Below are 25,177 nucleotides of genomic sequence, written 5' to 3'. Positions count from 1 at the left end.
GGGGATCTATCGGTTCATTGGCAGCCACCGCCGCAGCATCGGGGCAGAAGTGTCACCACCAAGACCATCTGAAGTGTCACCGATGTCCTGATGCAGAACTGTCACCGTTGTCCTGCGAGATAACAGCGCGCTTTCGGACGTCCTTTACCCAGCAGCCTTCATGCCCGGCGCCGTTGAGGCCGGTCGCTAGTGTCGCGGTGTGATCGAGACAGTCACGACCCAGGACGACGACGGGCTCGCGGCGGCCGCCCTGCTCCTGCACGACTTCAACACCGAGTTCGACGTACCGACCCCCGAGCCCGAGGTGCTGGCCGACATCCTGACCCGCCGGATCGGTGACGCCAACGCGACCGTGCTGCTGGCGCGGGACGACGCGCGGACGGCGGTCGGCGTCGCCGTACTGCGGCTCCAGCCGTCGCTGTGGAGCGACGCCCAGGAGGCCTACCTCGCGGAGCTGTACGTCGTCCCCACCCGTCGGGGTCAGGGCTTCGGCCGGGAGCTCCTGGACGCGGTGCTATCGACGTCGCGGGCCGCCGGGGCGGACTACGCGTTCCTGGTCACCAGCGAGGACGACCGCGACGCGCAGCGGGCCTACGAGGCGGCCGGCTTCCGCCGTACGGAGGGCGAGGGCGGGCCGCTGATGCTCGCCTACGAGCAGGACCTCTGAGCCTCGGACCTGTGGTCAGCCGGCCTCGAGCCAGGACCCGGTCTGGGAGACGGTGACCCGGCGATGGGTCTCGCACATCGCGGCTGTGGTGACGGCCGTCCCCTCGCATGCGGGAAACGCGCACGTCGCGGCCGGCGCCGATCGGTGGTCAGTGAGCCCTGCAGTCGCCATGTTCATCACCCCTCTCAACGAATGTGACGCACGAAGGGCAGTGTTGGTTGCGCCACATCCGACGAGTGCCCCGGCTTGTCCACCTGCGCCAACGATCTGCTCGCCCCTGCGCAGGACGTGACAAGGATTCGTCGAGCGCGTCCGAGGGGGCTTGCTCGATGCCTGGCCGGTGGGAGCCTGCGCCCTGACCTGGGCACTCGTTGCCGGGATCCGGTGACGGCTCCACCAACGACAACACCCCGAACCTGAGCGGTTCGGGGTGTTGGGTCTGGTGTCCGAGGGGGGACTTGAACCCCCACGCCCTAATACGGGCACTAGCACCTCAAGCTAGCGCGTCTGCCAATTCCGCCACCCGGACGAGTGCGGGGAAACGGTAGCAAAAGACCACCCGGTTGCCCGCATCGGGAGGGGGCCTTGAACCACGGGTGCGAGCCTGCAACGGTGGAGGTGCTCTGCAATCAACTCAGAAGGCATCTCATGCTCACCCTGACCGAGAACGCATGCAGCATCGTGAAGCGCTACACCGACCACCCGGACACTCCGGATGACGCCGGTCTGCGGATCACCAGCACCCCGGAGGCACAGCTCGCCGTGACGACCGCGGACCAACCCGCGGCGGGCGACAAGGTCGTCGAGCAGGACGGCGCCAAGGTCTACCTCGACCCGGACGCCGCCCAGCAGCTGGACGACAAGGTGCTCGACGCCGGCATCGACGAGGCCGGCAACATCGAGTTCGGGCTGCTCGCGCAGGCCTGAGCCCTGGTCAGGCGTTCAGGCCCCAGTTGGCCAGAGCGACCTGGGGGTCGGTCGGCTCACCATTGACGCGCACCTCGAGGTGGAGGTGCGGGCCGGTGGTGTTGCCGGTCGACCCGACTGCGCCGATGACGTCACCGGCGGAGACCTGGTCACCGACCGAGACGTTCTGGCTCGACTGGTGGCAGTACCAGAGCTCGGTGCCGTCCTCGAGCCGGATGACGGTCTTGTTGCCGTACGCGCCGTCGTAGCCGACCTCGGTCACGACGCCCGCGCCGATCGCGACCAGCGACGTGCCCTCGGCCGCGGCGAAGTCCAGACCGGTGTGGTCACTCGACCACATGCTGCCGGAGTTCCCGAAGGTGGCCGTCAGGCGGTAGCCCTGGACCGGCAGCACCATGACCGCCGGCTCCGGGCGGACCGTGAGGCCGCGGACGATCTTCATCGGCCGGTCGGCCTTGGCCGTGACCATCCAGGCGGGCGACGCCTGCTCGGCCGCCGCAGCGTCCGGGACGAAGGCAGAGCACGCAATCGCACCGATCAGTGCGGGCCCGGTGATGGCCTGACGGATTCGACGGGTGGTGGTCTGGTTCACGGCGCTTCCTCTGGTTCGCGAATGCTTACTTTTGCAAGCACTTCCCACCAGTGAGCCAAACCCGAGTCGCCAGACTCAAGTCGAACGAGGCCGCCGTGTGGCCGCGGTCACGAGAACACGTTCTCGTTACCGCTCAGATGCCCCCGTTTTCGGGACCGAGATCACACCGCCAGAAGAGGCAGTGGTCGAGCCATTCCTCGAGGTAGCCGACCCCGGAGGTGTAGCCCGACCCGCGCGCGTCACCGAGCATCCGGGACGCCAGCGTGACGTGGGTGGCCTTCCATCGCCGGTGGCTCGCCTCGAGGGTGCGCAGGAGCGTGGCGATCGTCGCGAGCTCCGCCGGGTGCCGTCCGGACGCAACCGCATCGAGGTAGGCGTCGGTCAGCGAGTCCTGCCCGGCGCTGACCTCTGCGTGGACGGCCGGCACGCTCTCGAACGCCGGCGATCCCAGCCGGGCCGGAGGCGGCAGTCCGCACAACCCCTCGAACCGCTTGTACTGCTCGGACTGGATCGCGCTCGCCCCGTCGGTGAACACGCGGAAGGTGTGGAACGCCTCGGGACGCATCGTCGCGACGATGCGGAACAGCGAGGCGTTGCGGTCCATGAAGGTGACGACCTCCTCCAGGAGCAGGGTGGCCAGGCCGAGCTCCTGCTCGCGGAGGGCGCCGACCGCGTCCCGCATCCGCCGGCTCATCCCGGTGAAGGACATCTCGTGGGCCTGCAGGACGCGCATGAAGAAGTACTCGTCGTGCACGGTCGACACGGGCTGCACGCTCAGCTCGAGCCACTCCCCGGCGATCTCGATCGGCGGGGTCGGCAGCTGCAGGAGGAGGGTCGGTAGGTCCGCCTCGGGCTCGTGCGAGATCGCCGAGAGCAGGTCGTCGGAGGCGGTGCTTCCCAGGTGCGCGGTCATGAACCGCAAGGAGTGGCGCAGCCGGGTCCGGAGCGTTCGCGACTCGGGGCGACCCACCACCGACACCTCCCTGAGCCGGTGCGCCGCGCACAGCTCGTAGCGGACGATGTCGGCTGCCAGCAGCGCGGCGACGCCGGACGGCAGCAGGTCGTGCTCGTCCAGGATCACCTCGAGCACCGGGAGCGACAGGTAGGTGCGGTTCCAGAAGCGTCCCTCGTGCTTGTCCAGGATGCAGTCGAGGAACGCGTCGAGATAGGGGTCGCGGCCGTCGTACCGGTCCCTGATGGCCGCGAGCCGCTCGCACCTGTCGGCCGACAGGAAGTGCTTGCCGACCCAGCGGATCTCGTGCGTGACGAGCCGGGCGAGGACCAGGCTGTCCAGCTCGTCGGGCGGTACCGACGGGTCGAGCCAGTGGTCCAGCTCGCTGCTCAGGAACCGGGCCGCGGCGTCGCGCGAGACCTGGATCGCGCAGCTGCTTTCGACAGCTGCCCGCAGGGCCTCGTCAGCCGGCCCGGTCTGGGCGCTCATTGGTCCACAGTGGCAACGATGCGCACGGGCTGTCCGGGGAATGGCGGAACTTGCCGGTCAGCGGCGGTGCCCCCACGCGGTGACCTCGATCCGGGTCGGCACCCACGGCTCGAACCGGAGCCGCATGCCCGCCTCGGGCGGGGTGCGGTTGCCCTTGCGGCTGTTGCACCGGCCGCACGCGGCGACGGTGTTGAGCCAGGTCCAGGTGCCGCCGCGTGATCGCGGCACCAGGTGGTCGACCGTGTTCGCGTGGGCACCGCAGTACGCGCAACGGTGCTGGTCCCGGCGCAGCACCGCCTCGCGCCCGTAGGCCGCGGGTCGGTACATCCACGAGGCGACGACGTAGCGCACCAGGCGCAGCACCTTCGGCCACGGGTGCGGCCCGATCCGCTTGTCCTCCTCGGCCTCGTGCACCACCGCGACGCCCCGGAAGAGCATCTTCACGGCGTGCGGGAAGGAGACGACGTCGTGCGGCTCGTAGGAGGCGTTGAGCAGTACGACGGGACCGTAGGTCGCCAACGCGATCGCCTCCTTCCGTTGCCGCACCTTAAGCATGGCTGACGCGGCGGCAAAGAGGGTTTCTCCGATGTTGCACAAAATTCGGGGTCAGTACGCTGACCCCGTGCACCGGCTCCGCATCGCCTTCGTGCCCGGTGTCACCCCCGACAAGTGGGCCCGGGTCTGGCGGGAGCGCCACCCCGAGATCCGCCTGGAGCTGCTGCCCGTCGCGGAGAGCGAGCAGCGCGCCGCGCTCGACGACGGTACGGCGGACCTGGTGCTCGCCCGGCTCCCCGTGGACCGCGAGCGTCCGACTCCGCTGCACCAGGTCGTCCTCTACGAGGAGCGGCCGGTGGTCGTGGTCGCGGTCGACCACTTCGTGGCGGCGGCCGACGAGGTGAGCACGGATGACCTGGCCGACGAGCAGCTGGTGCTGCCGGAGCGATCCGGCTGGACGCCGGCCGTCCCGCAGCTCGCGTTCCCGCCGATGACGACGAAGGAAGCCATCGAGGTCGCGGCGGCCGGCACCGGCGTCGTCGTACTGCCGATGGCCGTCGCGCGCCTCTACCACCGCAAGGACGTGGTGCACCGGCCCGTCGTCGACCTGCCGCCGAGCCAGGTGGCCCTGGTGTGGCGGGTGCAGGACGACGGCCCGGTGCACCAGGACTTCGTCGGGGTCACCCGCGGCCGCCGCGCGAGCAGCGGCCGCGGCTGACAGGTCCCGCGACATCTCAGACGGCGTAGAAGTTGTCGCAGCCGTAGAACTCGTCGCCGGGGTCCGTGGTGTCGTAGTAGACGGTGTCGTTGCCGGGGCCGCACTTGATGAGGTCGGCGCTGCCGTCGGCGTAGACGTAGAGGTAGTCGTTGCCGTCGCCGCCGCGGACCTCGTCGGGTCCGAAGCTGGGCACGAGGGTGTCGCTGCCCCCGCCGCCGAAGAGGCGGTCGGGCCCACCTCCAGCGGCGATGTAGTCACCGTCGGGCCCGCCGAAGAGACGGTCGCGCCCGTCGGCACCTTCGAGGTAGTCGTAGCCGGGGCCGCCGCGGAGCTCGTCGGCGCCGGCGTAGCCGTAGAGGGAGTCGTTGCCCTCGAACGCGAGGATCGTGTCGGCGGTCGGCGTGCCGTACAGGACGTCGTCGAGGTGACCGCCGCTGATGTCGGCAGCGGAGGCGGGGCTCGCCGAGAAGGCAGCCACACCGGCGAACGCGGCCGCCGCACCGAGGGTGAGGATCTTGATGGAACGCATGGTCTCTCCTTGGGATCGGGACCCGCCGCTGCGGCCGGCCTCATCCACGGGATGCGCCCACTCCCCCGGCCAGTTCCCGGATCCGGAGAATTCTTTTCGCCGGTGTCAGGACCAGTGCCAGGTCTGCTTCGCCAGCAGGTCCCGGGCCCGGGCGATCCGCGAGCGCACGGTCCCGACCGGCACGCCCAGCCGCTCGGCGATCTCGTCGTACCCCAGCTGGTCGAACTCCCGCAGGATCAGGGCCTCGCGGTAGGGCTCGGGCACCCGGTCCAGCGCCTGGCGCACCGCCAGCTCGTCCGCGACGACAGAGCTGAGCCGGCGACTGAACGCCGCCTGCTCGGGCACCTCGTCGGTCGCCGGCTCGGTCTTGCGCTGCTTGCGGCGCAGCACCTGGAGCGCTTCGTTGCGGGCGATGGCGCGCACCCAGGTCTGGAACCGCGACCGCCCCTCGAACTGGGAGATCTTCTCCATCACCGCGATCAGGGTCAGCTGCGCAGCGTCCTCGATGTCGGCCGGGTCGACCAGGAGCGTGGTGATCGCGGGTTGCGCGATCCGGTGTCGGTGCACGAGCTCGAGCAGCAGCTCGGTCGCCGGGACCGCTCCGGCGGCGCCGAGCGGCGCGAGACCGTCGAGGATCTCGATCCGGTCGTCCGGGCCGGCGGCCGCGAACTCCGTCACGAGCGCGCCTCGGGCGGCGGCGTCGCCGTCGGCAGCCGATCGCAGCAGGACGGGATCGGTCACCGGGCGCCTCCGAGATAGTCGTACGCCAGGACCAGGGCGATCGCGATCGCCAGCACCGCCGCGGCGAAGACGGCCAGCATGACCGGGCCACCAAGGAGGCCAGGCCGGGGCGCGACGGGCTCCTGCGCGTACTGGACCACCGGCACCACGTCGGGCGCCGGCTCCGCGGCCGGGCGAGGCGCCACGGGGTCGCCGGGGTGGAACACCGTGACCGGCGCCAGGCTGCCGTCGAGTGCGGCGACCAGGTCGCGGGTCCAGGTGCGGGCATCCGGGTGGCGGTCGTCGCGGTTGCGCGCCATCCCGCGGTCGAGTGCCGCGCCGACCCGCGGGTGACGGGGCTCGTCGGTGCGATCGAGCAGCTCTGCAATGACCGCCGACGCCGCGAAGATGTCGGCGCGGCCGTCGATCGGCGCTCCGACCGCGGCCTGCTCCGGCGCCATGTAGGCCGGGGTCCCGACCGCCGCCGTCACCCGGCGGGTGGACTCCAGCGCCTTGGCGAGACCGAAGTCGGTGAGCACCAGGAAGTCGTCGTCACGGAGGAGTACGCCGCCCGGGTAGCCGTCGGGTGGGTGCCCGTCTGCCGGCGGCCGGATCAGGATGTTCGACGGCTTGATGTCGCGGTGGACGACACCGCGGTCATGGATGGCGGCGAGCGACGCTCCGAGCGCGGCCGCCGCGGCGCGGACGTCGCGAACCGTGATCGCTGTCCCGCGCTCCTCGAGCTCGTCGAGCCGGCCGTCGAGCGTGCCGCGCTCGGCGAGCTCGAGCACCAGGTAGGGCCGGCCGTCGGGAAGCTGCGCGACGTCGTACACCTTGGCGGTGCGCGCGGAGTCGATCCGGCGCATCAGCCGGGCCTCCTTGATGAACCGGGCCCGGCCGTCCGGGTCGAAGGCGACGTTCGCCGACAGCACCTTCAGCGCGACCAGCTGGTCGAGCACCGGGTCCTCGGCACGATAGACCGCGGCGTGGGCGCCGACGCCGATCCGCTCCAGGACGACGAACCGACCGATCGCCTCCACGGCGCCATCTTGTCAGAGTCGGCGACCCCTCAGTTGTTCACCCAGATGGCGGCGACGCCCACCTCGAGGTCGAGCCCGACGATGTCCTCGGGAGCATCAGGAAGAGCGATCACATGGAGCCCCCGTACGGCGATCCCGTTGAACGGGAACTCCTGGCGGATCTGCTCGTTGATGATCACCTTCACCAGTCCAGGGATCTCGACCACCGTGTTCGGCTCGACCGAGACCGGGAACGAACGCCCGTTGATCACCAGCCCGACCAGTCTCGACCCGCCGGTCACGGTGGGAGGGCTGCCGTCGACCTGGTTGAGGTGCGCTGTCGCACTGATGGCGTCGACCTGGATCGCCCCGTTGAGCAGCGAGACGTCGGCTACTTCGCCGGTCATCGTGCCGTCGGACTCGTCTGCGGTCACCGTGCCCTCAGCGGAGCCGCTGAGGGCGAAGGCCCTCAGCAGGCCGGGAAGGTTGATCTTGGCGACGGAGTTGACGAGCTCGGCGCCGTTCGTCCCGCCGGCAGGCATGATCATCGCCGAGGTCGGTCCGGCGTTGAGCTTCACTGCGTCACCGACGTGGATCCTGGTGCGGGTCGAGTAGGACACGCCGAAGATCGGTTCGCCGTCGATCGGCACCGGCAGCACGATCAGCGCCTTCGTGGGCGTGATCTCGATGACCGCGCCTTTCTCCAGCTGGCCGAAGGACGACAGCAGGGTGATCTTGATGCCCGTCGCCCACGACTTGATGAGAGCGTCGCCTCCGACCTGGCCCTTGACCTCGTTGAGGACGACCTTGGCCAGGCCGGGGATCGTGACGGTGGTGTTCTTGGGGACGGTGATCGGCAGGTCGTTGTCACGGACCTTCAGGTTCACGAACTTGGTGCCGCCGGTGCGCTTCACCTCGTCGTCGTGGAGCGTCGCGGTGGTCCGGGTCTCGATCGCGTCGACCGTGATCGCGCCGCCCAGGAGACTGACGCCCGCGATCTTCGCCTCGGACGTGATCATCGTGCCGCCGCCGAACGGCCGGGTGGTCTTCTGCTGGGTCGAGACCCCCGTCGCGGTGAGCACACCGCCCAGCAGATTGACTGCGGCGATGGCGTTCCCGGACGACCTGCCGGGCCCCGTCGCACGCAGGGTGCTCGATCCGGTGAGCTCGGAGCGCACCACGCCAGCGACCGTGACGCGGGAGCCTCCGCTCACGGATCGGTACACCACATCGGGGGCATCGGCAGCATGCGCTGGTGACGCGGAAGGTCCTGCGCCGACGACGGTGAAAAAGGACGCGACAAGAGCAACGACGACGAGGGAGCGACGACGTGGAGCCCTCTGGAGCAAGAGGGTCATAACCGGAAACGGTAACCGGTCTGGATGATCGGGGAATGTGGTTCGTTGAAAACTTTACTTCAGCGAAGAACGATTTTACTTCAGCGATTCCGCGAGCCACGCACCCAGCGCTTGTGCGCTGTGGTCGACCATCGCCGGCCAGTCCAGCGCCGTCTCGTCCGCCCGGTCGGAGACGTGCTTCACGAGCCGCACCGGCACGCCGAACTGCTGTGCCGCGTAGACCACCGCGTAGCCCTCCATGTCGACCAGGTCGGCCTGCGCCGCCAGGCGGGTCCGGACCACCGGATCGGTGACGAAGACGTCGCCGGTCGCGAGCACCGTCTCCCCCGACCCGCACCTCAGCCGCTCCTGGGGGTCGTAGCCCAGCGCGCGGATCGCATCGGCGTTGATGTCGTGGTTGAGCACGACGCCGGGCTCGTGCAGCCCCTCGTGATGGTCGTGAAGGGCGCCCGCGGTGCCGATGTTCACGAGCTCCAGTCCGCCGAGGTCGCCGTACGACGCGAGGGCGCGCGCCACCGCCGTCGCGGCCGCTGTCTTCCCGATGCCGGTGATCAGGACCGGCAGCGCCGCCGGGACGTACGCCGCCTCGGCCTGCGTCGCCGCGACGATGAGGTACGCAGGCACCCGGCTCACCAGCTGGTCGCCAGCGGGCGGCCCTCGTGGAAGCCGGCCGCCGACTGCACCCCCACCACGGCGCGCTCGTGGAGCTCGGCGAGCGTCGCCGCACCGGCATAGGTGCAGGCCGAGCGGACACCGGCGCTGATCTGGTCGAGCAGGTCCTCCACCCCGGGGCGCGCCGGGTCGAGGTACATCCGTGAGGACGAGATGCCCTCCTCGTAGAGGCCCTTCCGAGCCCGGTCGAAGGCAGACTCCGCGGAGGTGCGGATGGCAACGGCGCGGGCCGACGCCATCCCGAAGGACACCTTGAACGGGCGCCCGTCGGCGTCCTGGAGCAGGTCACCGGGCGACTCGTGGGTGCCGGCGAACCAGGAACCGATCATCACCGAGGACGCTCCCGCTGCCAGGGCGAGCGCGACGTCGCGCGGGTGGCGCACTCCCCCGTCGGCCCACACGTGCGCGCCGAGCTCGCGCGCGGCGGCCGCGCAGTCGAGGACAGCCGAGAACTGGGGGCGACCCACGCCGGTCATCATCCGCGTGGTGCACATGGCACCGGGCCCGACGCCGACCTTCACGATGTCGGCCCCTGCCTCGACCAGCGCCCGGGTGCCGTCGGCGTCGACCACGTTGCCGGCCACGACGGGGACGGCGGGGTCGAGCGCACGGACGGCCTGGAGCGCCTCGATCATCCGGTCCTGGTGCCCGTGTGCGGTGTCGACGACGAGACAGTCGACACCGGCCTCGAGCAGCGCCCGCGCCTTCGCGGCGACGTCGCCGTTGACCCCGACAGCAGCCGCGATCCGCAGGCTTCCCGCGTCGTCGACAGCAGGTTGGTACAGCGTGGCCCGCAGCGCGCCGGTGCGGGTGAGGACGCCCACCAGCTGCCCGTCGCTGTCGACGCCGACAGCGAGCATCGCCCGCGCGTCGTCGAGAGCGTCGAACGCCTTGCGCGGCTCGGTGTCGGCCTCCACGAGCACCTCGACCGGCCGCATCACCTGGTGGGCCTGAGCGAACCGGTCGACCTCGGCACAGTCGTCCTCGAGCACGACGCCGACCGGTCGCTGCTGGTCGTCGACCACGACCGCCGCCCGGTGGGAGCGCTTGGGGATGAGCGACAGCGCCTCGGCGACGGTCTGGTCCGGACGGAGCTGGATCGGGGTGTCGAGCACCAGGTGACGCGACTTCACGAAGGCGACGACATCGGCGACCACCGGCGCCGGGATGTCCTGGGGAATGACGACGAGACCGCCGCGTCGGGCGACCGTCTCCGCCATCCGCTTGCCGGCGATGGCCGTCATGTTGGCCACGACGATCGGGATCGTCGCGCCCGTTCCGTCCGCGGTCGACAGGTCGACGTCGTAGCGGCTCGCGACCGCCGAGCGGCGCGGAACCATGAACACGTCGTCATAGGTCAGGTCGTGGTCGGGCACCCGGTCGTCGAGGAAGAGCACATGGCCAACCTACCGCCGCCCCTGGTGAGGCGCCGGTGTCGCCCGGACCGCTCACGGGTAAGGATGGGGGTGTGACCTCAGCGACGGCGCGTGCCCCCGGTCGGGTCAACCTGATCGGAGACCACACCGACTACAACGGCGGTCTCTGCCTCCCGTTCGCGATCGCCCCGGCCACTTCCACCACCGCCCGATCACGGGGCGACGACCGGCTCCGGATCCGGTCCACCGCGTTCCCCGAGGTGTGGTCCGGGCACCTGGCCGACCTCACCCTCGAGGGCCGCGAGGCGATGCCGGACTGGGTCCGGTACCCCGCCGGCGTGCTCTGGGCGGCGCGTGAGGACGGCTGGCTGCTGCCGGGCGTCGACCTGGTCATCGACAGCGAGCTGCCGCTCGGTGCCGGGCTCTCGAGCTCGGCCGCTCTCGAGTGCTCCGTCGCCCTGGCGGTCGGCACGCTGGTCGACCGGCCGCTCGACCCCGGCAGCCGGCACCGGCTCGCCGAGCTGTGCCGCCGCGCCGAGACCGAGTTCGCGGGAGCGCCCACGGGAGGCATGGACCAGCTCGTGTCGCTGCTCGCCAAGCCCGACCACGCGCTGCTCATCGACTTCACGGACACGAGCGTGCGGCCGGTCCCGCTGGCCCTCCGGGAGGCGGGGCTCGTCGTCCTGGTGACCGACACCGGCTCCGCTCACCAGCTGGTCGACGCCGAGAGCGGCTACGCGCAGCGCCGCGCCGAGTGCGAGCGCGCCGCAGCCGCGCTGGGTCTCCCGCGCATCGGGCTGGCGTGGCCGGACGACCTGAGCCGGCTCGACGACGACGTCCAGCAGGCCCGCGCGCGGCATGTCCTCTCGGAGAACGCCCGGGTGGAGGACACGATCACGGCCGTGACAGCCGGGGACTGGGAGGCCGTCGGCAGGATCCTGTTGTCCTCCCACGTCTCCCTGAGGGGCGACTTCGCGGCCTCGACGCCGGCCCTCGACCTGGCCGTCGAGACAGCGGTGGAGGCAGGAGCTCTCGGTGCCCGGCTGACCGGCGGCGGGTTCGGCGGCTCGACGATCGCGCTCGTGCCCGAGGAGCGCGCGAGCGCCGTACAGACCGCGATCGACACGGCGTTCGCCGCGGCGGGAGACCCGGCGCCGACCCACCTCGTCGTGCTGCCGTCCGCGGGTGCGTCCGTCCGTACGACGTGACGCGGCCCCGCTAGGAGCGCTGGGCGGGCTCCGGGACCAGGCAGAAGGAGCCGTCGGAGAACCCGGACGGCCGAACGGCGAGGGCCTGGTTGAGGCGGGCCCGCTGGTTCTCCCAGGCGATCTCGGCGGCCAGCTCGGCGATCTGCGCCCGGGTGAAGCGGGCCTCGAGCTGCGCCCGCAGCTCGTCGGGAACGATCGCGGGTGAGGCCGAGACGGCCGCCGCGAACCCCACCACCAGCTTCTCGTCGTCGCTGAGCACCGGGCTGTCGGCGTAGGTGAGCAGCGCGCGCAGCTTCTCGTCGGGGATGCCCTCGGCGCGGGCGATCTCGGCGCCGATGTCGAGGCAGTACTCGCAGTTCACGATCATCGCCGACTTCGCGACCGCCAACGACTTCAGCTGGGCGGGCATCCGGCCCATCAGCATCAACGAGGACTCGTAGGTGCCTTGGGCCACCAGCAGCTGCGGCCGGCGGACCAGCCAGCCGAGGAGGTCACCGCGGTGGCGACGCGCCTTGCGCAGCACCCTCAGGTATGCCCAGATCCGTTTCACGATGCCCATGCGACTGCCTTTCGGTGAGTGGTGAGGACGATCAAGGTTGCGCCGCCGGCGACCTGGGCGCCGATCAGCACGACGTTGAGCACGTCGTTGAACGCCGGCAGCAGGGGCGACGGGTTCAGTGCGTGGTAGACGAGGTGCGGCACGCAGAACAGCAGGTAGCCGATCGCCGCGATCCTCATCTCGGCCGGCCCGCCGAACAGGCAGACGCCGACCAGCAGGCCGCCGGTGGCCAGGAACCCGGCACCGGCGTCGGTGATCAGGTGCTCGTTGAAGGGCGGCTCGGCGGCGGCGAGCGCCGGTCCGAACCCCGGGAAGCTGTCGTACCACCCGCGCGGGCTGAGCACGGCCCAGACGCCGATCACCGTCTGCGGGAGCGCGAGCGCGAGGCCGAAGGCCCGGGTGGGAGTGAGGTCCTTCATGCCCTCTCTTCGTGCCGGCCGCGCAGGGTGTCACGTCGGTCGAGCCACCAGGCCAGGACCAGCAGGAGACCGAGCGCGCCCTCGCTCAGGTGCAGCGCGACGCCGGCGGCGAACACCCCGATCTCGCCGAACCCGCCGAGACCGAGGCTCACGGCGAGCGGAGAGCAGGTCAGCACCGAGACCGTGCTCCACGAGCGGCGCACCGCGGCCGCTGCCGCGCAGACGGCGGCGGCGATCAGGGCGAGGGCGCCCTCGAAGTAGGCGTGCGGGCCGTGCGGCTCTCCGAGGTTCTCGGCGATCCACTCCCCCGCGACGATGTTGCCGACCCCCTGGAAGACGAACGCGAACGCGAGCGCCCCGGCGACGACGGCGAGGAACAGGCCGGGGCGGTCAGCCCGCCGCGCCTCGCGACGGTCGGCAGCGGCGGCTGCCACCTGGGCGTCGATCCGGGCCAGCAGCGCGGGGGGTGGCGCGGGCCGTGCGGCGGAGGCCAGCCAGAGCAGGGTCGGATCGGCCGTCGGCCCACCACGACCGCCGAGCAGGTCGTCGATCTCCGCATCGCTGCGCTCGAGCTCGTCACTCATCGTCCATCACCTCCCGCAGTCGGCCGAGTGCTCGGTGCACGAGCATCCGGGCCGCGCTCGGCGAGACCCCGAGCACGACCGCCATCTCGGACGAGTTCAGCTCGCTGCCGAAGCGCAGCGCCACCGCCTCCCGCTCCCGCGCCGTGAGCACCCCGAGCCGTCGTCGTACGTCGTCGGCGCCGAGGCGACGGAGCGCGTCGCCCTCGGGATCGTCCTCGGCCGTCTGCTCGGTACGCCCGCCCGGATGCTCGGCGGGCAGCTCACGACCGTGCTTGCGCCACCAGTCGGCGACCGCGTGCCGGGCGATGCCGACCAGCCAGCCGGCGACCGAGCCGCGACCGGCGTCGTACGACGGCCACGAGGTCAGCGCCTTCTCGAACACCACGCTGGTCACGTCCTCCGCGTCGCTGTCCGAGGGCACGCGCAACCGCACGTAACGCCACACCGACGCCACGTGCTCGCGGTAGACGTCCTCGAACCGCACTCTCACCTCTTCTGGCTGTTCTTCGCGGTTGCGACCGGAAGTGTCACGCCACGCCATTCTGCTCAGGCCTGCCAGACTGCCGCCATGCGGTTGCCGGACCCCGCGCTGGTCGTGCTCGTCGGCGCGTCCGGATCGGGCAAGTCGACCTGGGCCGCAGAGCGCTACCGCCCGCAGGAGGTCGTCTCCTCCGATGCGCTCCGCGGTGTCGTCGGCAGCGGTGACCACGACCTCGATGCGTCGGCCGACGCCTTCGCGATCCTCGAGCAGGTCGTCGCCGCCCGACTCGGACGCGGTCTGTGCACGGTGGTCGACACCCTCGGTCTCGATGCCGTACGGCGGACCGGCTGGCTCGCGGCCGCACGGTCGGCCGGGCTCCCGGCCGTCGCCGTCGTGCTCGCGACGCCCGACGCCGAGTGCCGGCGCCGCAACGCCGCGCGCGACGTGCCCGTGCCGGCACCGGTCCTGGCGGGTCAGCTGAAGCGGATGCGCGTGGCAGCCGAGGAGCTCGCCGCGGAGGGCTGGGACGTCGTCGTCGTCGACGGCTCCGGCGCTGCCGCCGAGGGGCCGCCCGTCCCGCACACGGCGGCCAGCACGCCGGAGCGTCGGACCTCCGCGGGGGTCGAGGTCGTGCTCCAGGTCTCCCGGTTCCCGTGGGGCGAGGACCCCGCCCGGTGGCTCACCGGCCTCGCGCTCGAGGCCGACCGGCTGGGGCTCGCGGGGATCGCGCTGATGGACCATCTCGTACAGATCCCCCAGGTCGGTCGCGCGTGGGAGCCGATCCCCGAGCCCTACGTGACCCTCGGCCTGCTCGCCGGCCTCGACACCGGTCTCCGGCTCGGCACCCTGGTGACGCCCCTGACCCTCCGTCCCGCAGGCGTGGTCGCCAAGGCGGTGGCCACCCTCGACGCGCTCAGCGGCGGCCGGGCGTTCGTCGGCGTCGGCGCGGGTTGGTGGGAGCGGGAGCACCTCGGGTTCGGCGTGCCGTTCCCCAGCGCCCGGGAGCGCCTGGACCTGCTCGAGGACGGCATCGAGACCATGCGCGCGCTGTGGGCGCCCGGCACCAAGGCCTGGGAGGGCTCCCGGGTGCGGTTGCCCGAGACCACCTGCTACCCCCGGCCGGCCGCCGATGTCCCGATCGTCGTCGGCGGATCCGGCGAGCGTCGTACGTTGCGGATCGCCGCGCGGCTCGGCGACGGGTGCAACCTGCCGTCCGACCCGGAGGTGCTGGCCGCGAAGGTCGCCGTCCTCCGTGCCCACTGCGCGGACCTCGGTCGGGACCCGGCCGAGGTCGCGGTCACCGTGCTGGACCTACCGGTCGTCGGGCACGACCGTGACGACGCCTGGCGGCGCGTGGAGCGGCTCCGCGGCCGCACCGCCGCGGCGACGTACGCCGCCCGGCACCATGCCGGGACCGCCGCAACCCATGCCGAGCGCTACGAAAAACTGGCCGGCGAGGGCGTGGAAACCGTGTTCCTCGCCCTCGCCGACCTGTCTGGCCCTGAAGACCTGGAGCGGCTCGCGCCTCTCCTGGCCTGACTGCTTGCTTGCGACCTACTTGAGCTCGGCGCTCGAGAGCCCGAGGACCCGGCGAGCGACGATCAGCTGCTGGATCTGCTGGGTGCCCTCGAAGATGTCGAGGATCTTGGAGTCGCGGCTCCACTTCTCGAGCAGCTCCGCCTCGCTGTAGCCGATCGACGAGCACAGCTCGACGCAGCTCAGCGTGACGTCGGTGCCGACGCGGCCGGCCTTCGCCTTGGCCATCGAGGCCTCGAGCGAGTTCGGCTTGCGGTTGTCCGCCATCCACGCCGCCTGCAGGGTGAGCAGGCGCGCACCCTCCCAGTCGGCCTCGAGCTGGAGGAACCGTGCCGCCGCGGCGGACTGCAGGTTCGCCGGCTTGTCGTAGTCGACGACGACGCCGGCCTCCTTCAGCAGGTCGCGGGTCAGGTCGAGCGACGCCTGGGCGCACCCGATCGCCATCGCGGCCACCAGCGGACGGGTGTTGTCGAAGGTCGCCATCGCGCCGGCGAAGCCCTGCTCGACGTTGACCTCCGGCGAACCCATCAGGTTCTCCTTCGGCACCCGGCAGTCGGTGAAGGTGATCACCGCGGTGTCGGAGGCCCGGATGCCGAGCTTCTCCTCCAGCCGCTCGACCTTCAGGCCGGGCGTGCCCTTCTCCACGACGAACGACTTGATCGCGGCGCGACCGAGGGACTTGTCGAGGGTCGCCCACACGACGACGCAGTCGGACCGCTCACCCGAGGTGACGAAGATCTTCTCGCCGTTGATGACGTACTCGTCGCCGTCGAGGACCGCGGTGGTGGAGACGGCGGCCGAGTCCGAGCCGAAGGCCGGCTCGGTGATCGCCATCGACGCCCACTTGCCCTTGAACCGGGCGAGCTGCTCGTCGTTCGCGACGGACGCGATCGCCGAGTTGCCGAGGCCCTGGCGCGGGAACGACAGCATCAGGCCGACGTCGCCCCAGCACATCTCGGCGATCGAGGTCACCGAGGCCATGTTGGCGCCGTTCTTCACGGTGGCGTCGTCGGCGATGCCGTCCCGGCGGACGCCGGCGGCGCCGGCGCCCTCGCTGGAGCCCGACTCCTCGAGGCCGTCGATCATCGCGGCGAGGATGTCGAGCTCCTTCGGGTACTCGTGCTCGGCGATGTCGTACTTGCGGGAGATCGGCCGCAGCATGTTCATCGCGACCTGGTGCGCCTGATCGATCAGCGCGCGGTGCTTCTTGGGAATCTCGAGGTTGATGGCCATCAGACCAGCACCGTTCCTTCCATGATCCCGATGGCCCGCAGGTCGCGGTACCACCGCTCGACCGGGTGCTCCTTGACGTAACCGTGGCCACCGAGCAGCTGGACGCCGTCGTTGCCGATCTGCATGCCCTTGTCGGCGCACAGCTTGCGGGCCAGCGCGACCTGCTTGCTGAAGTCCTTGCCCGCCGCGGCACGCGCCGCCGCCCGGTAGGTCAGCAGGCGCATGGCCTGCAGCTCGATCGCGATGTTGGCGACCATGAAGGCCACGGACTGGCGGTGGGCGATCGGCTCGCCGAACGCCTCGCGCTCCTTGACGTACGGCGTGACGTAATCGAGCACCGCCTGCGAGGTGCCGACCGCGAGGGCGCACCAGGCCAGGCGCGACAGGCGCACGCACTCGGCGTACGTCGACCCGTCGGTCTCGCCCAGGACGGACTCGGCGGGGACCTTGACGTCCTTGAGCGCGAGCTTGGTCATCGAGGCGGCGCGGACGCCCATGGCGGGGTCGCCCTCGATGGCGAGGCCCGCGGTGGACGACTCCACGAGGAACAGGACCGGCTTGCCGTCGAGGCTGGCGCCGACGACGAACAGCTCGGCCTGGTCACCCCGGGCGACGAGGCTCTTGGTGCCGTTGAGGACGTAACCGCCGTCGACCTTCTTCGCACTGGTGGCGGGGCTGAGCACGTCGAAGAGGACGGTGGGCTCGTTGAGCGCGAGCGCGGCGGCCGGGACCTCGTCGCCGGTGAAGGCGGGGAGGTAGGTCTGCTGCTGCTCGTCGGTGCCCCAGAGGCCGATCGCCGTGGCGACCGAGCCGGGCGCGAGGGTGGCGACCGCCAGGCCCATGTCGCCCTTGGCGAGCGCCTCGGCCACGAGCGTGCCAGCCATGGCCGACCGCTCCTCGGAGACGCCACCGAGTGCCTCCGGCACGCCGAGGATCGGCAGGCCGATCTCGAGGCTGGACTTCAGCAGCTCGTCGGGTGCGGCGCATGCCGCGTCGGCCGCGGCCGCGGCCGGACGGACGATCTCCTCGGCGAACTCCGAGACGAGGTCGACCAGCATCTGCTCGTCCTCGGTCGGGGTCAGGTCGAAAGGACCGGTGCCGGCGGTCGGGGCCGGCCGGGTGCCCGGCGCGCCCTTCTTGCCCGACCTCGCGAAGGTGCGGCTGGCGTTGGTGATGGTCTTGAAGCCGGTGCGGGTCACGTTGAAGACGACCTGCTCGGTCTGCTTGCGCAGCCCCATCTTGTCGATGAGGTCACTCTGGGCGAGCCGGTTCAGTCCCGCAACGAGAAAGCCGATCGGATCACGGCTCTCGGTGTTCGGGACCCCATGCTTGCCACCTGGCTTGAGGTTGCTGATCAGGGACATGCTCGCAAATGTAACTGCGAGTTACACTCAGCGCTACACCATCTCCCGGATCCGGTCGGTTTTGTGCGGGCAGGGTGCCGGAGGTCACACCCGTCGTCGGCCTCGACCAGCGCACTCCCTAGGATCCCTGGCCATGTCAGTCAAGGGGCCCGAGGAGCCGGTGCACGCGCCGTACGGACCGCTGCCGCGCGGCGGCACGGTCCACCCGATCACCCGCTGGGGCACCTCGGTCATGCACAAGCCGCAGCAGCCGGTCACGGCCGACCAGTTCGGCGGCGACGGCCTGCGGGCGCTCGCCGCCGACATGGTCGCCACCATGTACGCCGCCGACGGGGTCGGCCTGGCCGCCTGCCAGATCGGGGTCGACCTCGCCCTCTTCGTGTTCGACTGCCCGGACGAGGCCGGCGAGCGCTACGTCGGCGTGGTCTGCAACCCGACGGTGACCGTCCCCGACGCACCTGGCCGCAAGCTCGACGACGGCGACGAGGGGTGCTTGTCGTTCCCCGGGGCGTTCTGCCCGTGTGCACGCCCGGCGTTCGCGACGGTCGAGGGCTTCGACCTGGACGGCGCGCCGGTGCGGTTCGAGGGCGACGGGCTGCTGGCCCGCTGCCTGCAGCACGAGACCGACCACACCCGGGGCACCGTGTTCGGTGATCGGGTGTCCGCCCGCGCCCGGAAGAAGCTGCAGAGGCAGCACGACGCGGCGGCGGACGACTACCCGCTGGAGTGGCCGACCTGAGCTGCGCTCAGCTGGCCGCGGCGCCCGTCCGCCGGGTCCGACGCGCCTCGACCCGCGCGACGAACCGCTCGACCTCGCGGAGCGCCTCGCGCGCCTCCGGGAGCGGCCGGATCATCTGGAAGACGTGGAAGAGGCCGGACCAGACCTGCAGCTCGCACACGCCACCGGCGGCCACCTGGGCTGCGGCGAAGCCCTCGGCGTGCGCCAGCAGGTGCTCGTGCTCGCCGACCTGCAGCAGGATCGGCGGGAGGTCGGGCCCGACGACCTGGATCACGTCCAGACGCGGATCGCGCGGGTCCGCCCCGTGGGCGTAGAGGGCGAGGATCCGGCGGGCCGTCGCCCGCTTGACGAAGCCGTCACGCGGGTTGCGCTCAGGCTTGCCGAACAGCTCGTAGGTCAGGTCCACGACCGGGGAGAACGCGACGACCGCGCCGGGCATCGCGACGCCCCGCTGGCGCAGCTCGCCGAGCAGCGCCAGCGCCAGGTGGCCGCCGGCGGAGTCGCCGGCGACGACGATGTCCTCGGGCGCATGACCGCGCTCGAGCAGCCAGAGGTACGACGCCAGCACGTCGAGGTGGGCCGCGGGGAACCGGTGCTCGGGCGCCCGGCGATAGCGGACCGCGAACGCCGACCGGTCGAGGCGTCGGCACAGGTCCGAGATCAGGCCGCGGTGGGTGGCCGGCGAGCAGCCGACGTACCCACTGCCGTGCAGGTAGAGCAGGACCGGCTCGCCCGGCTCGGGGACCTGGCCGACCCACTCACCGCGCACGGTGCCGGCACCGCCCTCGGTCTCGACCGGGGTCGCCGGCAGCCTGGTGTGCAGGCCGCCGAGGCAGGCGACGCCGAACGCGAGCCGGATCACCGCGATGCCGGCGGCGTTGGCCGGCAGCACCGCTCCGACCGGCCGGAAGGTCAGCCGGAGCCCGGTCTGCAGCAGGCGCGCCGTGTGCGATGCGCGCGTCGCGCGCGACCCCCCAGTCCTCACGAACGTCATTGAAACACGGTGCAGGATCCGGCAACAGACCGACCCGGGTCAGCTGACCCGGACGACCGGCCCTCAGGGTCAGGCGGGGACCCAGCCGTCGACGGTCGTGCCGCCGCCCGGCCGGTAGGCGATCGTCAGGTCGCCCCCGACCGCCCGGACCCGGTCGCGCATGTTGTCCATGCCCCGGCCCTGCGCATCGCTCTCGACGCCGCAGCCGTCGTCGGCGACCTCGAACCGCAGCCGGCCCTGCTCGCGAGCGAGGGTGACCGTCGCCGTGGCGGTGTCGCCGGCGTGCTTCGCAGCGTTCTGCAGCGCTTCGTTGCAGCAGAAGTAGACCGCCGACTCCCGAGCGTGGTCGAGGCGTCCGACGCCGGGGCTGCGGAGGACCGTCGGCACGGCCATCCGCTCGGCCGTGGCGGAGAGCGCCGCCTCGAGGCCCGCCACGGTGAGCTCCTCCGGGTAGACGCCGCGCGCCAGGCGCTGGATCTCGACCTCGGCAGCGGCGACGCTCTCGCGCGCCCGGCGGGACAGCTTGTGCAGGTCCGGTTCGTCGACCAGCCGCGCCTCGACCTCCCCGACCTCGGCGCCGATGCGCTGCAGACGGACCAGCACCCGGCGGCGCAGGTCGCGCTCCATCCGCTGCCGCTCGCCGTCGGCGACGGACGCGAGCCGGGCTCGTGACGCACGGAGCGCGGCGTCATCGGCCTCGAGCCGCTCCGCCATCCGGTTCAGGCTCATCGCGGCGTCGTCGAGCTCGTCGCCGGCCCGCACCGCGACCCGCACGCCAGGCTCGCCGTCGCCGATGCGCACCAGGGCCATCTTGAGCTCGTCGACCCGCATGAAGATCGAGTGCGAAACCAGTGCCGTGATCACGCCGCCGAAGGTCGCCGCCGACCCGAGGGTCGCGAGCACCGCGATGGCCAGCGCGATCTCGCGGTCCCCCGTCGCAGCGACCAGGCTGGAGACCGCGACCCCCGTGTAGGCCATCGCGGACGCCGACGCGAGCGCGCTGCGCCGGGCGAGGGTCAGCCAGCTCTTGTCGGGGTCGAAGTCGGCGGGCAGCAGCGGCTGGATCTCGCGCAGGACCGGCCGGAACGCCACCTCCCAGATCAGGACGAAGAAGAACCCCGCCGGAGCGGTGATGAGGCACGCCACCAACCAGCCGGAGAGGTAGTCGAGCAGCGTGAAGCCGCGCGGCCCGCCCACCACGAGCAGCAGGGGGATGTTGCCGACGAGGCAGTACGACGTGGTGCTCACCATGCTCACCCGCGGGACCTGGCGCACGGCCGCATGCCACACGTCGGCAGGGTCGACCGGGTCACCGCGCAGGAACCGGACGATCGGGCGGAACGGTCCGAGCGCCGCCCACGGCATCAGCACGCCGGTGATGACGACGCCGCAGAGCATCGTGACGACGAAGGCCCGGGTGTCGTGCGCACCGGGTCCCCAGAGCGGTTGCAACGTGAGGAACTGGGCCGGCCAGGCCAGGAACAGGATCCCGCCGCCGCTGACGAACAGCCAGGTCGCGACGTACCGCCCCCGGATCCGCGGGTAGGCCCGTTGGAACACGGAGTCGATCCAGGGCAGCTCCTCGCCCAGCACCGTCACCATGTCGGCACCTGGCCGCGGAAGACCACCCCGCTGCCCTCCGTGTCGGCGACCACGGTCCCGCCGACGGCCCCGAGACGGTCCTGCAGGAACAGTGTGAGGTCGGCCGTGTGCTCGTCCTCCGGTCCGGGTTGCAGCTCGAGGTCGACGATGGCCAGCCCGGTCGCCTCCCGCAACGCGATCCAGACGGCGACGTCCGGGTGGTCGGCCTGGTTGGCGCGGTCGAGCACCTCCCAGCAGCAGAAGTAGATCGCGGACTCGACAGCGTGGCTCCAGCGCACGTCGACGGCGACGTCGAGGGTGACCATGACATCCGACTCGCGAGCGGCCGCACGGAGTGCGGAGGCAAGTCCCTCGGCCTCCAGGCTGGCCGGATAGATCCCGTGGGCGAGTCGTCTCATCTCCCCCACGACCGCACTCAGCTCGGCCCGGACCACGCGGACCCGTGGCAGGACGTCAGGCACAGCCGCGCAGACGGACTCCAGCTGGCCGATCTGCATGCTCACCAGCGCCAGGTTCTGCTGGGCGCCGTCGTGGAGGTCGCGCTCGATGCCGCGCCGGGTGCCGTCGGCCACCTCGATCAACCTGGCCCGTGACTGCCTCAGCTCGCTGGCGTGGTGGTCCATCAGGTCCACCATCCGGTTGAACGCCCGGGCGACGTTGTCGAACTCGTCGCCCGACGTCGGCGGGACCCGCACCGACCCACGCCCGCTCGCGACCGTGTTGAGGGCATCGGACAGCTCGTCGACCGGGCGGGTCACGCTGGACGACACGAGGCTGAGCTGGGCGCCGACGTACGTCGAGACCAGGCCCAGCGTCACCAGAGCCACGATCCAGGCGCGCCCGTCCTGCGAGAAGCCCATCGACAGCCCGGATGCCTGACAGCCGACCGTGAACGTGATGGCAGTGTTGAGCAGGACCAGGCGGCGGCGCCCGGTGACGCGCGCGTGCTCGTCGAAGTCCGGTGGCAGCTGCGCCGCCACCTCGCGCGCCACCGGCAGCAGCGCGAGCTCGAAGATCAGCAGGTAGAACGCCACGACGCCGATCGTGACGAGCACCTCGGATGCGTAGGCCCCGGCGTAGGTCCAGGCGGTGAACTGCTCCCGGTGGCCGACGTAGATGAGGCCGATCCCGATCGTGAAGCCGCTCCACAGCGTCGACACGATCGCCGCGGTCGCCGGCAGCCGCGTCACGCAGTCACGCCAGACCAGGACAGGGTCGGCCTCCCGGCCCCGGAGGTACGCCGTGACCGCTCGGTGGCGCCACAGGATCACGGCCATCGCGAAGGGCGCGGCGATCGTCGCCAGAGCTGCGAAGACCCCGACGTACCACCACCGGTCGAAGCCGCTGGTCCAGAAGGGGAGCTGCGTGAGGTTCTGGTACGGCGTGGAGACGGCGGCCACGAAGAAGCCGGTCGCGAGGACGAGACCGTGGAAGTACCACGGTCCCAAGCGGGCCCGCACCAGGTCGACCAGTGCGTCCGGCCGCACCTTGGCCCGGCGGGACGCTCCGGCGCGCTGGGCCGTGGCGGTCGACATCGAATGATTCTCCACCCGCGCGCGACCCGCCGACAATGCGTGCATCCACGGATCCGGGACGGTTGACCCGCGTGACAGAGTTGCCCCGTGACTGTTCTGATCGTCGACGATCACGCGCCGTTCCGGGAGTATCTGCGCCTGGTCCTCGAGGACGACGGCTTCGACGTGGTCGCCGACGTGGGCGACTGCGACGAGGCGATGGCGGCCGTCGCCGCCACCTCCCCGGACCTCGTGCTCCTCGACGTGCACCTCGGGGACGGCCCGGACGGCTTCGAGATCGCCCGCCGGCTGGCCGAGCTCCCGACCCCTCCCGCGGTGATCGTGACGTCGAGCCGGAGCCAGTCGGCCTACAGCGACCGGATCACCGCAGCTCCGGTCCTGGGCTTCCTCCCCAAGGACGAGCTGAGTCCGGCGGCCATCCGCGAGCTGGCCGCGACGCCCGCCGCGACGAGGGTGGCGATCGCCGAGGACTCGCTCCTGTTCCGCGAGGGGATGGTCCGCCTGCTCGAGGACCTCGGGTTCGTCGTGGGCGGCCAGGTGTCCGACGGCACCGAGCTGCTCGGTCTCCTCGACATGGTGTCCGTGGACGTGGTCATCGTCGACATCCGGATGCCACCGACCTTCACCACGGAGGGCATCGCGACCGCCCACGCCATCGCCGAACGGCACCCGTCGGTCGGCGTGATGGTGCTGTCGCAGTACCTCGAGCCGGACTACGCGGTGCGGCTGCTGGAGAACGAGCCGACCGGCCGCGGGTACCTGCTCAAGGACCGGGTCGGGGACCTCAAGGCGTTCGCCGACGCCCTGCACCGGGTCGCGATGGGCGGTCTCGCCGTCGACCCCGGTGTGGTCGCGATGCTGATGAAGGGCGCGACCGATCCGCTGCGGTCACTGACCGACCGGGAGAACGACGTACTCCGGCTGATGGCGCAGGGCCTGTCCAACGACGGCATCGCCTCCGAGCTCTTCGTGAGCCACCGGACGGTCGAGGCCCACGTCGGGCGGATCCTCGACAAGCTCGGGATCGACCGCGACACCAGTCACAACCCGCGGGTCGCAGCGGTGCTGCACTTCCTCAACCAGCAGCCGGAGCTCCGCGCCTGAACCGTCGGCCGGTCACCGGCCGGCGCCGATGTCGCGAACCTTCGGGACCTCCCGGCCGATCCGCATCGGCACCTGCAGGAACCTCCCCATCTCGGGGTAGAGCGCCGCCTTGCCGGTGGTGATCATCGCGGCTGACAGCGCCCGGGCCGGGTCCGTCCAGCTCAGGATGTTGACCCAGCCCAGGTGACCGAAGGCACCGACCGTGTCGGGGCCGAACAGGCTGGCGCGGCGACCGCCCAGCATGAAGCCCATGCTGAACCCGATCGGGAGGCCGAGGGTGTAGTCGACCTCGAGGTGCGACTGCTCGGCCGTCGCCCGGCGGAGGGTGCGGGGATCCATGACCCGTACGCCGTCGAGCTCGCCCCCGTTGCGCAGCAGCTCGTAGAACCGGCTGAGCTCGTTGGCCGTGCTCACCCCGTTGGCCGCCGGCATCACGCCCCGGAGGAACCTGGGGTCGTTGGAGATCCGGGTGGCCTCGTCCGGGTGCACGCCGAGCGCCCGGGTGAGGAACGTCGACATCGGCGGGACCAGCGGTGGGCCGGTCGGATAGCTCAAGGCGACCTTGTCGACGTCGTCCGCCGCGACGCCGTAGCTGGTCCACCGGAAGCCGAGCGGGTCCAGGATCTCCTCGGCGAGGACCTCCCGGATGCTCCGGCCCGTGACCTCGCGGACGACCTCTGCCAGCAGGTTGCCGCCGCTGACCGCGTGATAGGCCTGCCGCTTTCCCGGCCGGTGGATCGGCTTCGCCTCGTACATCAGCTCGCGTTGGAACTCCCAGTCGTCGATCCGGTCCAGGTCGAAGGCCGTCTTCGGCGGGTTCGGGATGCCCGCCCGGTGCGACAGCACCTGCGAGATGGTGATGCCGTCCTTGCCGTTGCGCGCGAACTCCGGGAGGTAGTCGGCCACGCGGTCCCCGACATGCAGCACGTTGCGTTCGTCGAGGAGGTGGATCAGGGTCGCGGTGATCCCCTTGGTCGCCGAGAAGATGCAGACCGGGGTGTCGGGTGTGGCCAGCACCTTCTCCTGGTCGGGGCGGTCCTTGGGGCCGTTGCCACGGGCGTGCCCGATGGCGCGGTCGAGCACGACGGCGCCCTCCCGTCGGACGCACAGGGTCAAGGCGGGATGAACTCCGGAGCGGTAGAGGCTGCGCGCGCTCTCCCAGATCCGCTCGACATCGGCCGTCGTCAGTCCGACATCGACGGGGTCGGCCTCGGGCCCGACCGTGGTCACCGAGTCGAGGTCACGCGGCACTCGGATCCGCCGCATGGGGTCGGGCACCAGTGGCAAGCGGGGTGTCTGCACCCG

The 25,177-nt window shown here is 71.4% G+C and carries 26 protein-coding genes and 1 tRNA gene; 7 read left to right on the top strand and 20 right to left on the bottom strand.

The annotated features are described in order from the left end of the window. Positions 1–199 precede the first annotated feature (199 nt). Complete coding sequence (locus tag D0Z08_RS19145; RefSeq protein ID WP_118926856.1) at positions 200–667, top strand: GNAT family N-acetyltransferase; 468 nt, start codon at positions 200–202, stop codon at positions 665–667. A 440-nt stretch (positions 668–1,107) separates the two neighbouring features. On the opposite strand, the gene D0Z08_RS19140 is transcribed toward D0Z08_RS19145, so the two are convergent. Next, positions 1,108–1,196, bottom strand: a tRNA-Leu gene (locus tag D0Z08_RS19140). A 119-nt stretch (positions 1,197–1,315) separates the two neighbouring features. Between D0Z08_RS19140 and D0Z08_RS32230 the strand changes: the two genes are divergently transcribed. Further along, positions 1,316–1,594, top strand: coding sequence for a Fe-S cluster assembly protein HesB (locus D0Z08_RS32230; RefSeq protein ID WP_182481390.1), 279 nt, complete (start codon positions 1,316–1,318; stop codon positions 1,592–1,594). A gap of 7 nt (positions 1,595–1,601) precedes the next feature. Here D0Z08_RS32230 and D0Z08_RS19130 read toward each other — a convergent pair whose 3' ends face one another. From D0Z08_RS19130 to D0Z08_RS19120, 3 genes are all read right to left on the bottom strand, one after another. Beyond that, a complete protein-coding gene (locus D0Z08_RS19130; RefSeq protein WP_220454258.1) occupies positions 1,602–2,186 on the bottom strand; it encodes a M23 family metallopeptidase in 585 nt (194 codons plus the stop codon). 133 nt (positions 2,187–2,319) lie between these two features. After that, on the bottom strand, positions 2,320–3,627 hold the full coding sequence (locus D0Z08_RS19125) for a tryptophan 2,3-dioxygenase (protein ID WP_118926855.1): 1,308 nt from the start codon (positions 3,625–3,627) through the stop codon (positions 2,320–2,322). Between the two features lie 57 nt (positions 3,628–3,684). Further along, positions 3,685–4,146, bottom strand: a complete 462-nt coding sequence (locus D0Z08_RS19120; RefSeq protein WP_245994124.1) for an HNH endonuclease — start codon at positions 4,144–4,146, stop codon at positions 3,685–3,687. Positions 4,147–4,249: 103 nt separating this feature from the next. On the opposite strand from D0Z08_RS19120, the gene D0Z08_RS19115 reads away from it, so the two are divergent. Next, positions 4,250–4,840, top strand: coding sequence for a LysR substrate-binding domain-containing protein (locus D0Z08_RS19115; RefSeq protein ID WP_245994121.1), 591 nt, complete (start codon positions 4,250–4,252; stop codon positions 4,838–4,840). A 16-nt stretch (positions 4,841–4,856) separates the two neighbouring features. On the opposite strand, the gene D0Z08_RS19110 is transcribed toward D0Z08_RS19115, so the two are convergent. From D0Z08_RS19110 to D0Z08_RS19085, 6 genes are all read right to left on the bottom strand, one after another. Beyond that, a complete protein-coding gene (locus tag D0Z08_RS19110; protein WP_118926852.1) occupies positions 4,857–5,369 on the bottom strand; it encodes a calcium-binding protein in 513 nt (170 codons plus the stop codon). Positions 5,370–5,474: 105 nt separating this feature from the next. Continuing rightward, positions 5,475–6,110 (bottom strand): RNA polymerase sigma factor, encoded by a 636-nt coding sequence (locus D0Z08_RS19105; RefSeq protein WP_118926851.1) that lies wholly within the window; start codon positions 6,108–6,110, stop codon positions 5,475–5,477. Continuing rightward, positions 6,107–7,129 carry a serine/threonine-protein kinase gene (locus D0Z08_RS19100; RefSeq protein ID WP_118926850.1) on the bottom strand — a complete coding sequence of 341 codons (1,023 nt, stop codon included), beginning with the start codon at positions 7,127–7,129 and terminating at the stop codon, positions 6,107–6,109. The genes D0Z08_RS19105 and D0Z08_RS19100 overlap by 4 nt, the downstream gene beginning before the upstream one ends. 29 nt (positions 7,130–7,158) lie before the next feature. Then, positions 7,159–8,322, bottom strand: a complete 1,164-nt coding sequence (locus D0Z08_RS19095) for a choice-of-anchor P family protein (RefSeq protein WP_182481389.1) — start codon at positions 8,320–8,322, stop codon at positions 7,159–7,161. 219 nt (positions 8,323–8,541) lie between these two features. Then, a complete protein-coding gene (locus tag D0Z08_RS19090) occupies positions 8,542–9,090 on the bottom strand; it encodes a nucleosidase (protein WP_182481388.1) in 549 nt (182 codons plus the stop codon). A gap of 5 nt (positions 9,091–9,095) precedes the next feature. Then, positions 9,096–10,535, bottom strand: a complete 1,440-nt coding sequence (locus tag D0Z08_RS19085; protein ID WP_118926848.1) for a GuaB1 family IMP dehydrogenase-related protein — start codon at positions 10,533–10,535, stop codon at positions 9,096–9,098. A 71-nt stretch (positions 10,536–10,606) separates the two neighbouring features. On the opposite strand from D0Z08_RS19085, the gene galK reads away from it, so the two are divergent. After that, positions 10,607–11,722 carry a galactokinase gene (gene galK, locus D0Z08_RS19080; protein WP_220454257.1) on the top strand — a complete coding sequence of 372 codons (1,116 nt, stop codon included), beginning with the start codon at positions 10,607–10,609 and terminating at the stop codon, positions 11,720–11,722. Between the two features lie 10 nt (positions 11,723–11,732). On the opposite strand, the gene D0Z08_RS19075 is transcribed toward galK, so the two are convergent. From D0Z08_RS19075 to D0Z08_RS19060, 4 genes are read right to left on the bottom strand one after another with little or no spacing between them, the layout of a single operon-like run. Beyond that, the gene (locus D0Z08_RS19075) at positions 11,733–12,281 is read right to left on the bottom strand and encodes a carboxymuconolactone decarboxylase family protein (RefSeq protein WP_118926846.1); all 549 of its coding nucleotides are present in this window, start codon (positions 12,279–12,281) and stop codon (positions 11,733–11,735) included. Further along, positions 12,269–12,700: a hypothetical protein gene (locus D0Z08_RS19070; RefSeq protein ID WP_118926845.1), complete on the bottom strand. Its 432-nt coding sequence runs from the start codon at positions 12,698–12,700 to the stop codon at positions 12,269–12,271. Before D0Z08_RS19070 ends, D0Z08_RS19075 begins: the two co-directional genes overlap by 13 nt. After that, on the bottom strand, positions 12,697–13,284 hold the full coding sequence (locus D0Z08_RS19065) for a hypothetical protein (protein ID WP_118926844.1): 588 nt from the start codon (positions 13,282–13,284) through the stop codon (positions 12,697–12,699). Before D0Z08_RS19065 ends, D0Z08_RS19070 begins: the two co-directional genes overlap by 4 nt. Further along, positions 13,277–13,774, bottom strand: coding sequence for an RNA polymerase sigma factor (locus tag D0Z08_RS19060; protein ID WP_220454256.1), 498 nt, complete (start codon positions 13,772–13,774; stop codon positions 13,277–13,279). The genes D0Z08_RS19065 and D0Z08_RS19060 overlap by 8 nt, the downstream gene beginning before the upstream one ends. A gap of 78 nt (positions 13,775–13,852) precedes the next feature. Here D0Z08_RS19060 and D0Z08_RS19055 point away from each other — a divergent pair, with 78 nt between their 5' ends. After that, positions 13,853–15,304 (top strand): LLM class flavin-dependent oxidoreductase, encoded by a 1,452-nt coding sequence (locus tag D0Z08_RS19055; protein WP_118926842.1) that lies wholly within the window; start codon positions 13,853–13,855, stop codon positions 15,302–15,304. Between the two features lie 15 nt (positions 15,305–15,319). Here the strand turns inward: D0Z08_RS19055 and D0Z08_RS19050 are convergent, their stop codons facing one another. Together D0Z08_RS19050 and D0Z08_RS19045 are read right to left on the bottom strand one after the other, a co-directional pair. Next, positions 15,320–16,534 carry an acyl-CoA dehydrogenase family protein gene (locus D0Z08_RS19050; RefSeq protein ID WP_118926841.1) on the bottom strand — a complete coding sequence of 405 codons (1,215 nt, stop codon included), beginning with the start codon at positions 16,532–16,534 and terminating at the stop codon, positions 15,320–15,322. Then, entirely contained in the window at positions 16,534–17,898 is a 1,365-nt protein-coding gene (locus D0Z08_RS19045) for an acyl-CoA dehydrogenase family protein (protein ID WP_118926840.1), read from the bottom strand. The genes D0Z08_RS19050 and D0Z08_RS19045 overlap by 1 nt, the downstream gene beginning before the upstream one ends. A gap of 133 nt (positions 17,899–18,031) precedes the next feature. Here D0Z08_RS19045 and def point away from each other — a divergent pair, with 133 nt between their 5' ends. Next, on the top strand, positions 18,032–18,637 hold the full coding sequence (gene def, locus D0Z08_RS19040; protein WP_118926839.1) for a peptide deformylase: 606 nt from the start codon (positions 18,032–18,034) through the stop codon (positions 18,635–18,637). Between the two features lie 7 nt (positions 18,638–18,644). Here def and D0Z08_RS19035 read toward each other — a convergent pair whose 3' ends face one another. The 3 genes from D0Z08_RS19035 to D0Z08_RS19025 all read right to left on the bottom strand — a co-directional run bounded on the left by D0Z08_RS19035 (position 18,645) and on the right by D0Z08_RS19025 (position 22,768). Further along, entirely contained in the window at positions 18,645–19,631 is a 987-nt protein-coding gene (locus D0Z08_RS19035; RefSeq protein WP_118926838.1) for an alpha/beta hydrolase, read from the bottom strand. A 69-nt stretch (positions 19,632–19,700) separates the two neighbouring features. Then, positions 19,701–21,233 carry a sensor histidine kinase gene (locus D0Z08_RS19030; RefSeq protein WP_118926837.1) on the bottom strand — a complete coding sequence of 511 codons (1,533 nt, stop codon included), beginning with the start codon at positions 21,231–21,233 and terminating at the stop codon, positions 19,701–19,703. After that, the gene (locus D0Z08_RS19025) at positions 21,227–22,768 is read right to left on the bottom strand and encodes a HAMP domain-containing protein (RefSeq protein ID WP_182481387.1); all 1,542 of its coding nucleotides are present in this window, start codon (positions 22,766–22,768) and stop codon (positions 21,227–21,229) included. The genes D0Z08_RS19030 and D0Z08_RS19025 overlap by 7 nt, the downstream gene beginning before the upstream one ends. A gap of 87 nt (positions 22,769–22,855) precedes the next feature. On the opposite strand from D0Z08_RS19025, the gene D0Z08_RS19020 reads away from it, so the two are divergent. Further along, positions 22,856–23,872 carry a response regulator gene (locus D0Z08_RS19020; RefSeq protein ID WP_118926835.1) on the top strand — a complete coding sequence of 339 codons (1,017 nt, stop codon included), beginning with the start codon at positions 22,856–22,858 and terminating at the stop codon, positions 23,870–23,872. 12 nt (positions 23,873–23,884) lie between these two features. Here D0Z08_RS19020 and D0Z08_RS19015 read toward each other — a convergent pair whose 3' ends face one another. Further along, the gene (locus D0Z08_RS19015; RefSeq protein WP_220454255.1) at positions 23,885–25,174 is read right to left on the bottom strand and encodes a serine hydrolase domain-containing protein; all 1,290 of its coding nucleotides are present in this window, start codon (positions 25,172–25,174) and stop codon (positions 23,885–23,887) included. Between the last annotated feature and the right edge of the window lie 3 nt (positions 25,175–25,177).

Source organism: Nocardioides immobilis (assembly GCF_003515065.1).
In the GTDB taxonomy this organism is placed as follows: Bacteria; Actinomycetota; Actinomycetes; order Propionibacteriales; family Nocardioidaceae; genus Nocardioides; species Nocardioides immobilis.
The sequence above is the reverse complement of the archived record's forward strand: the minus strand, read 5'-3'. Positions and strand labels throughout refer to the sequence as shown.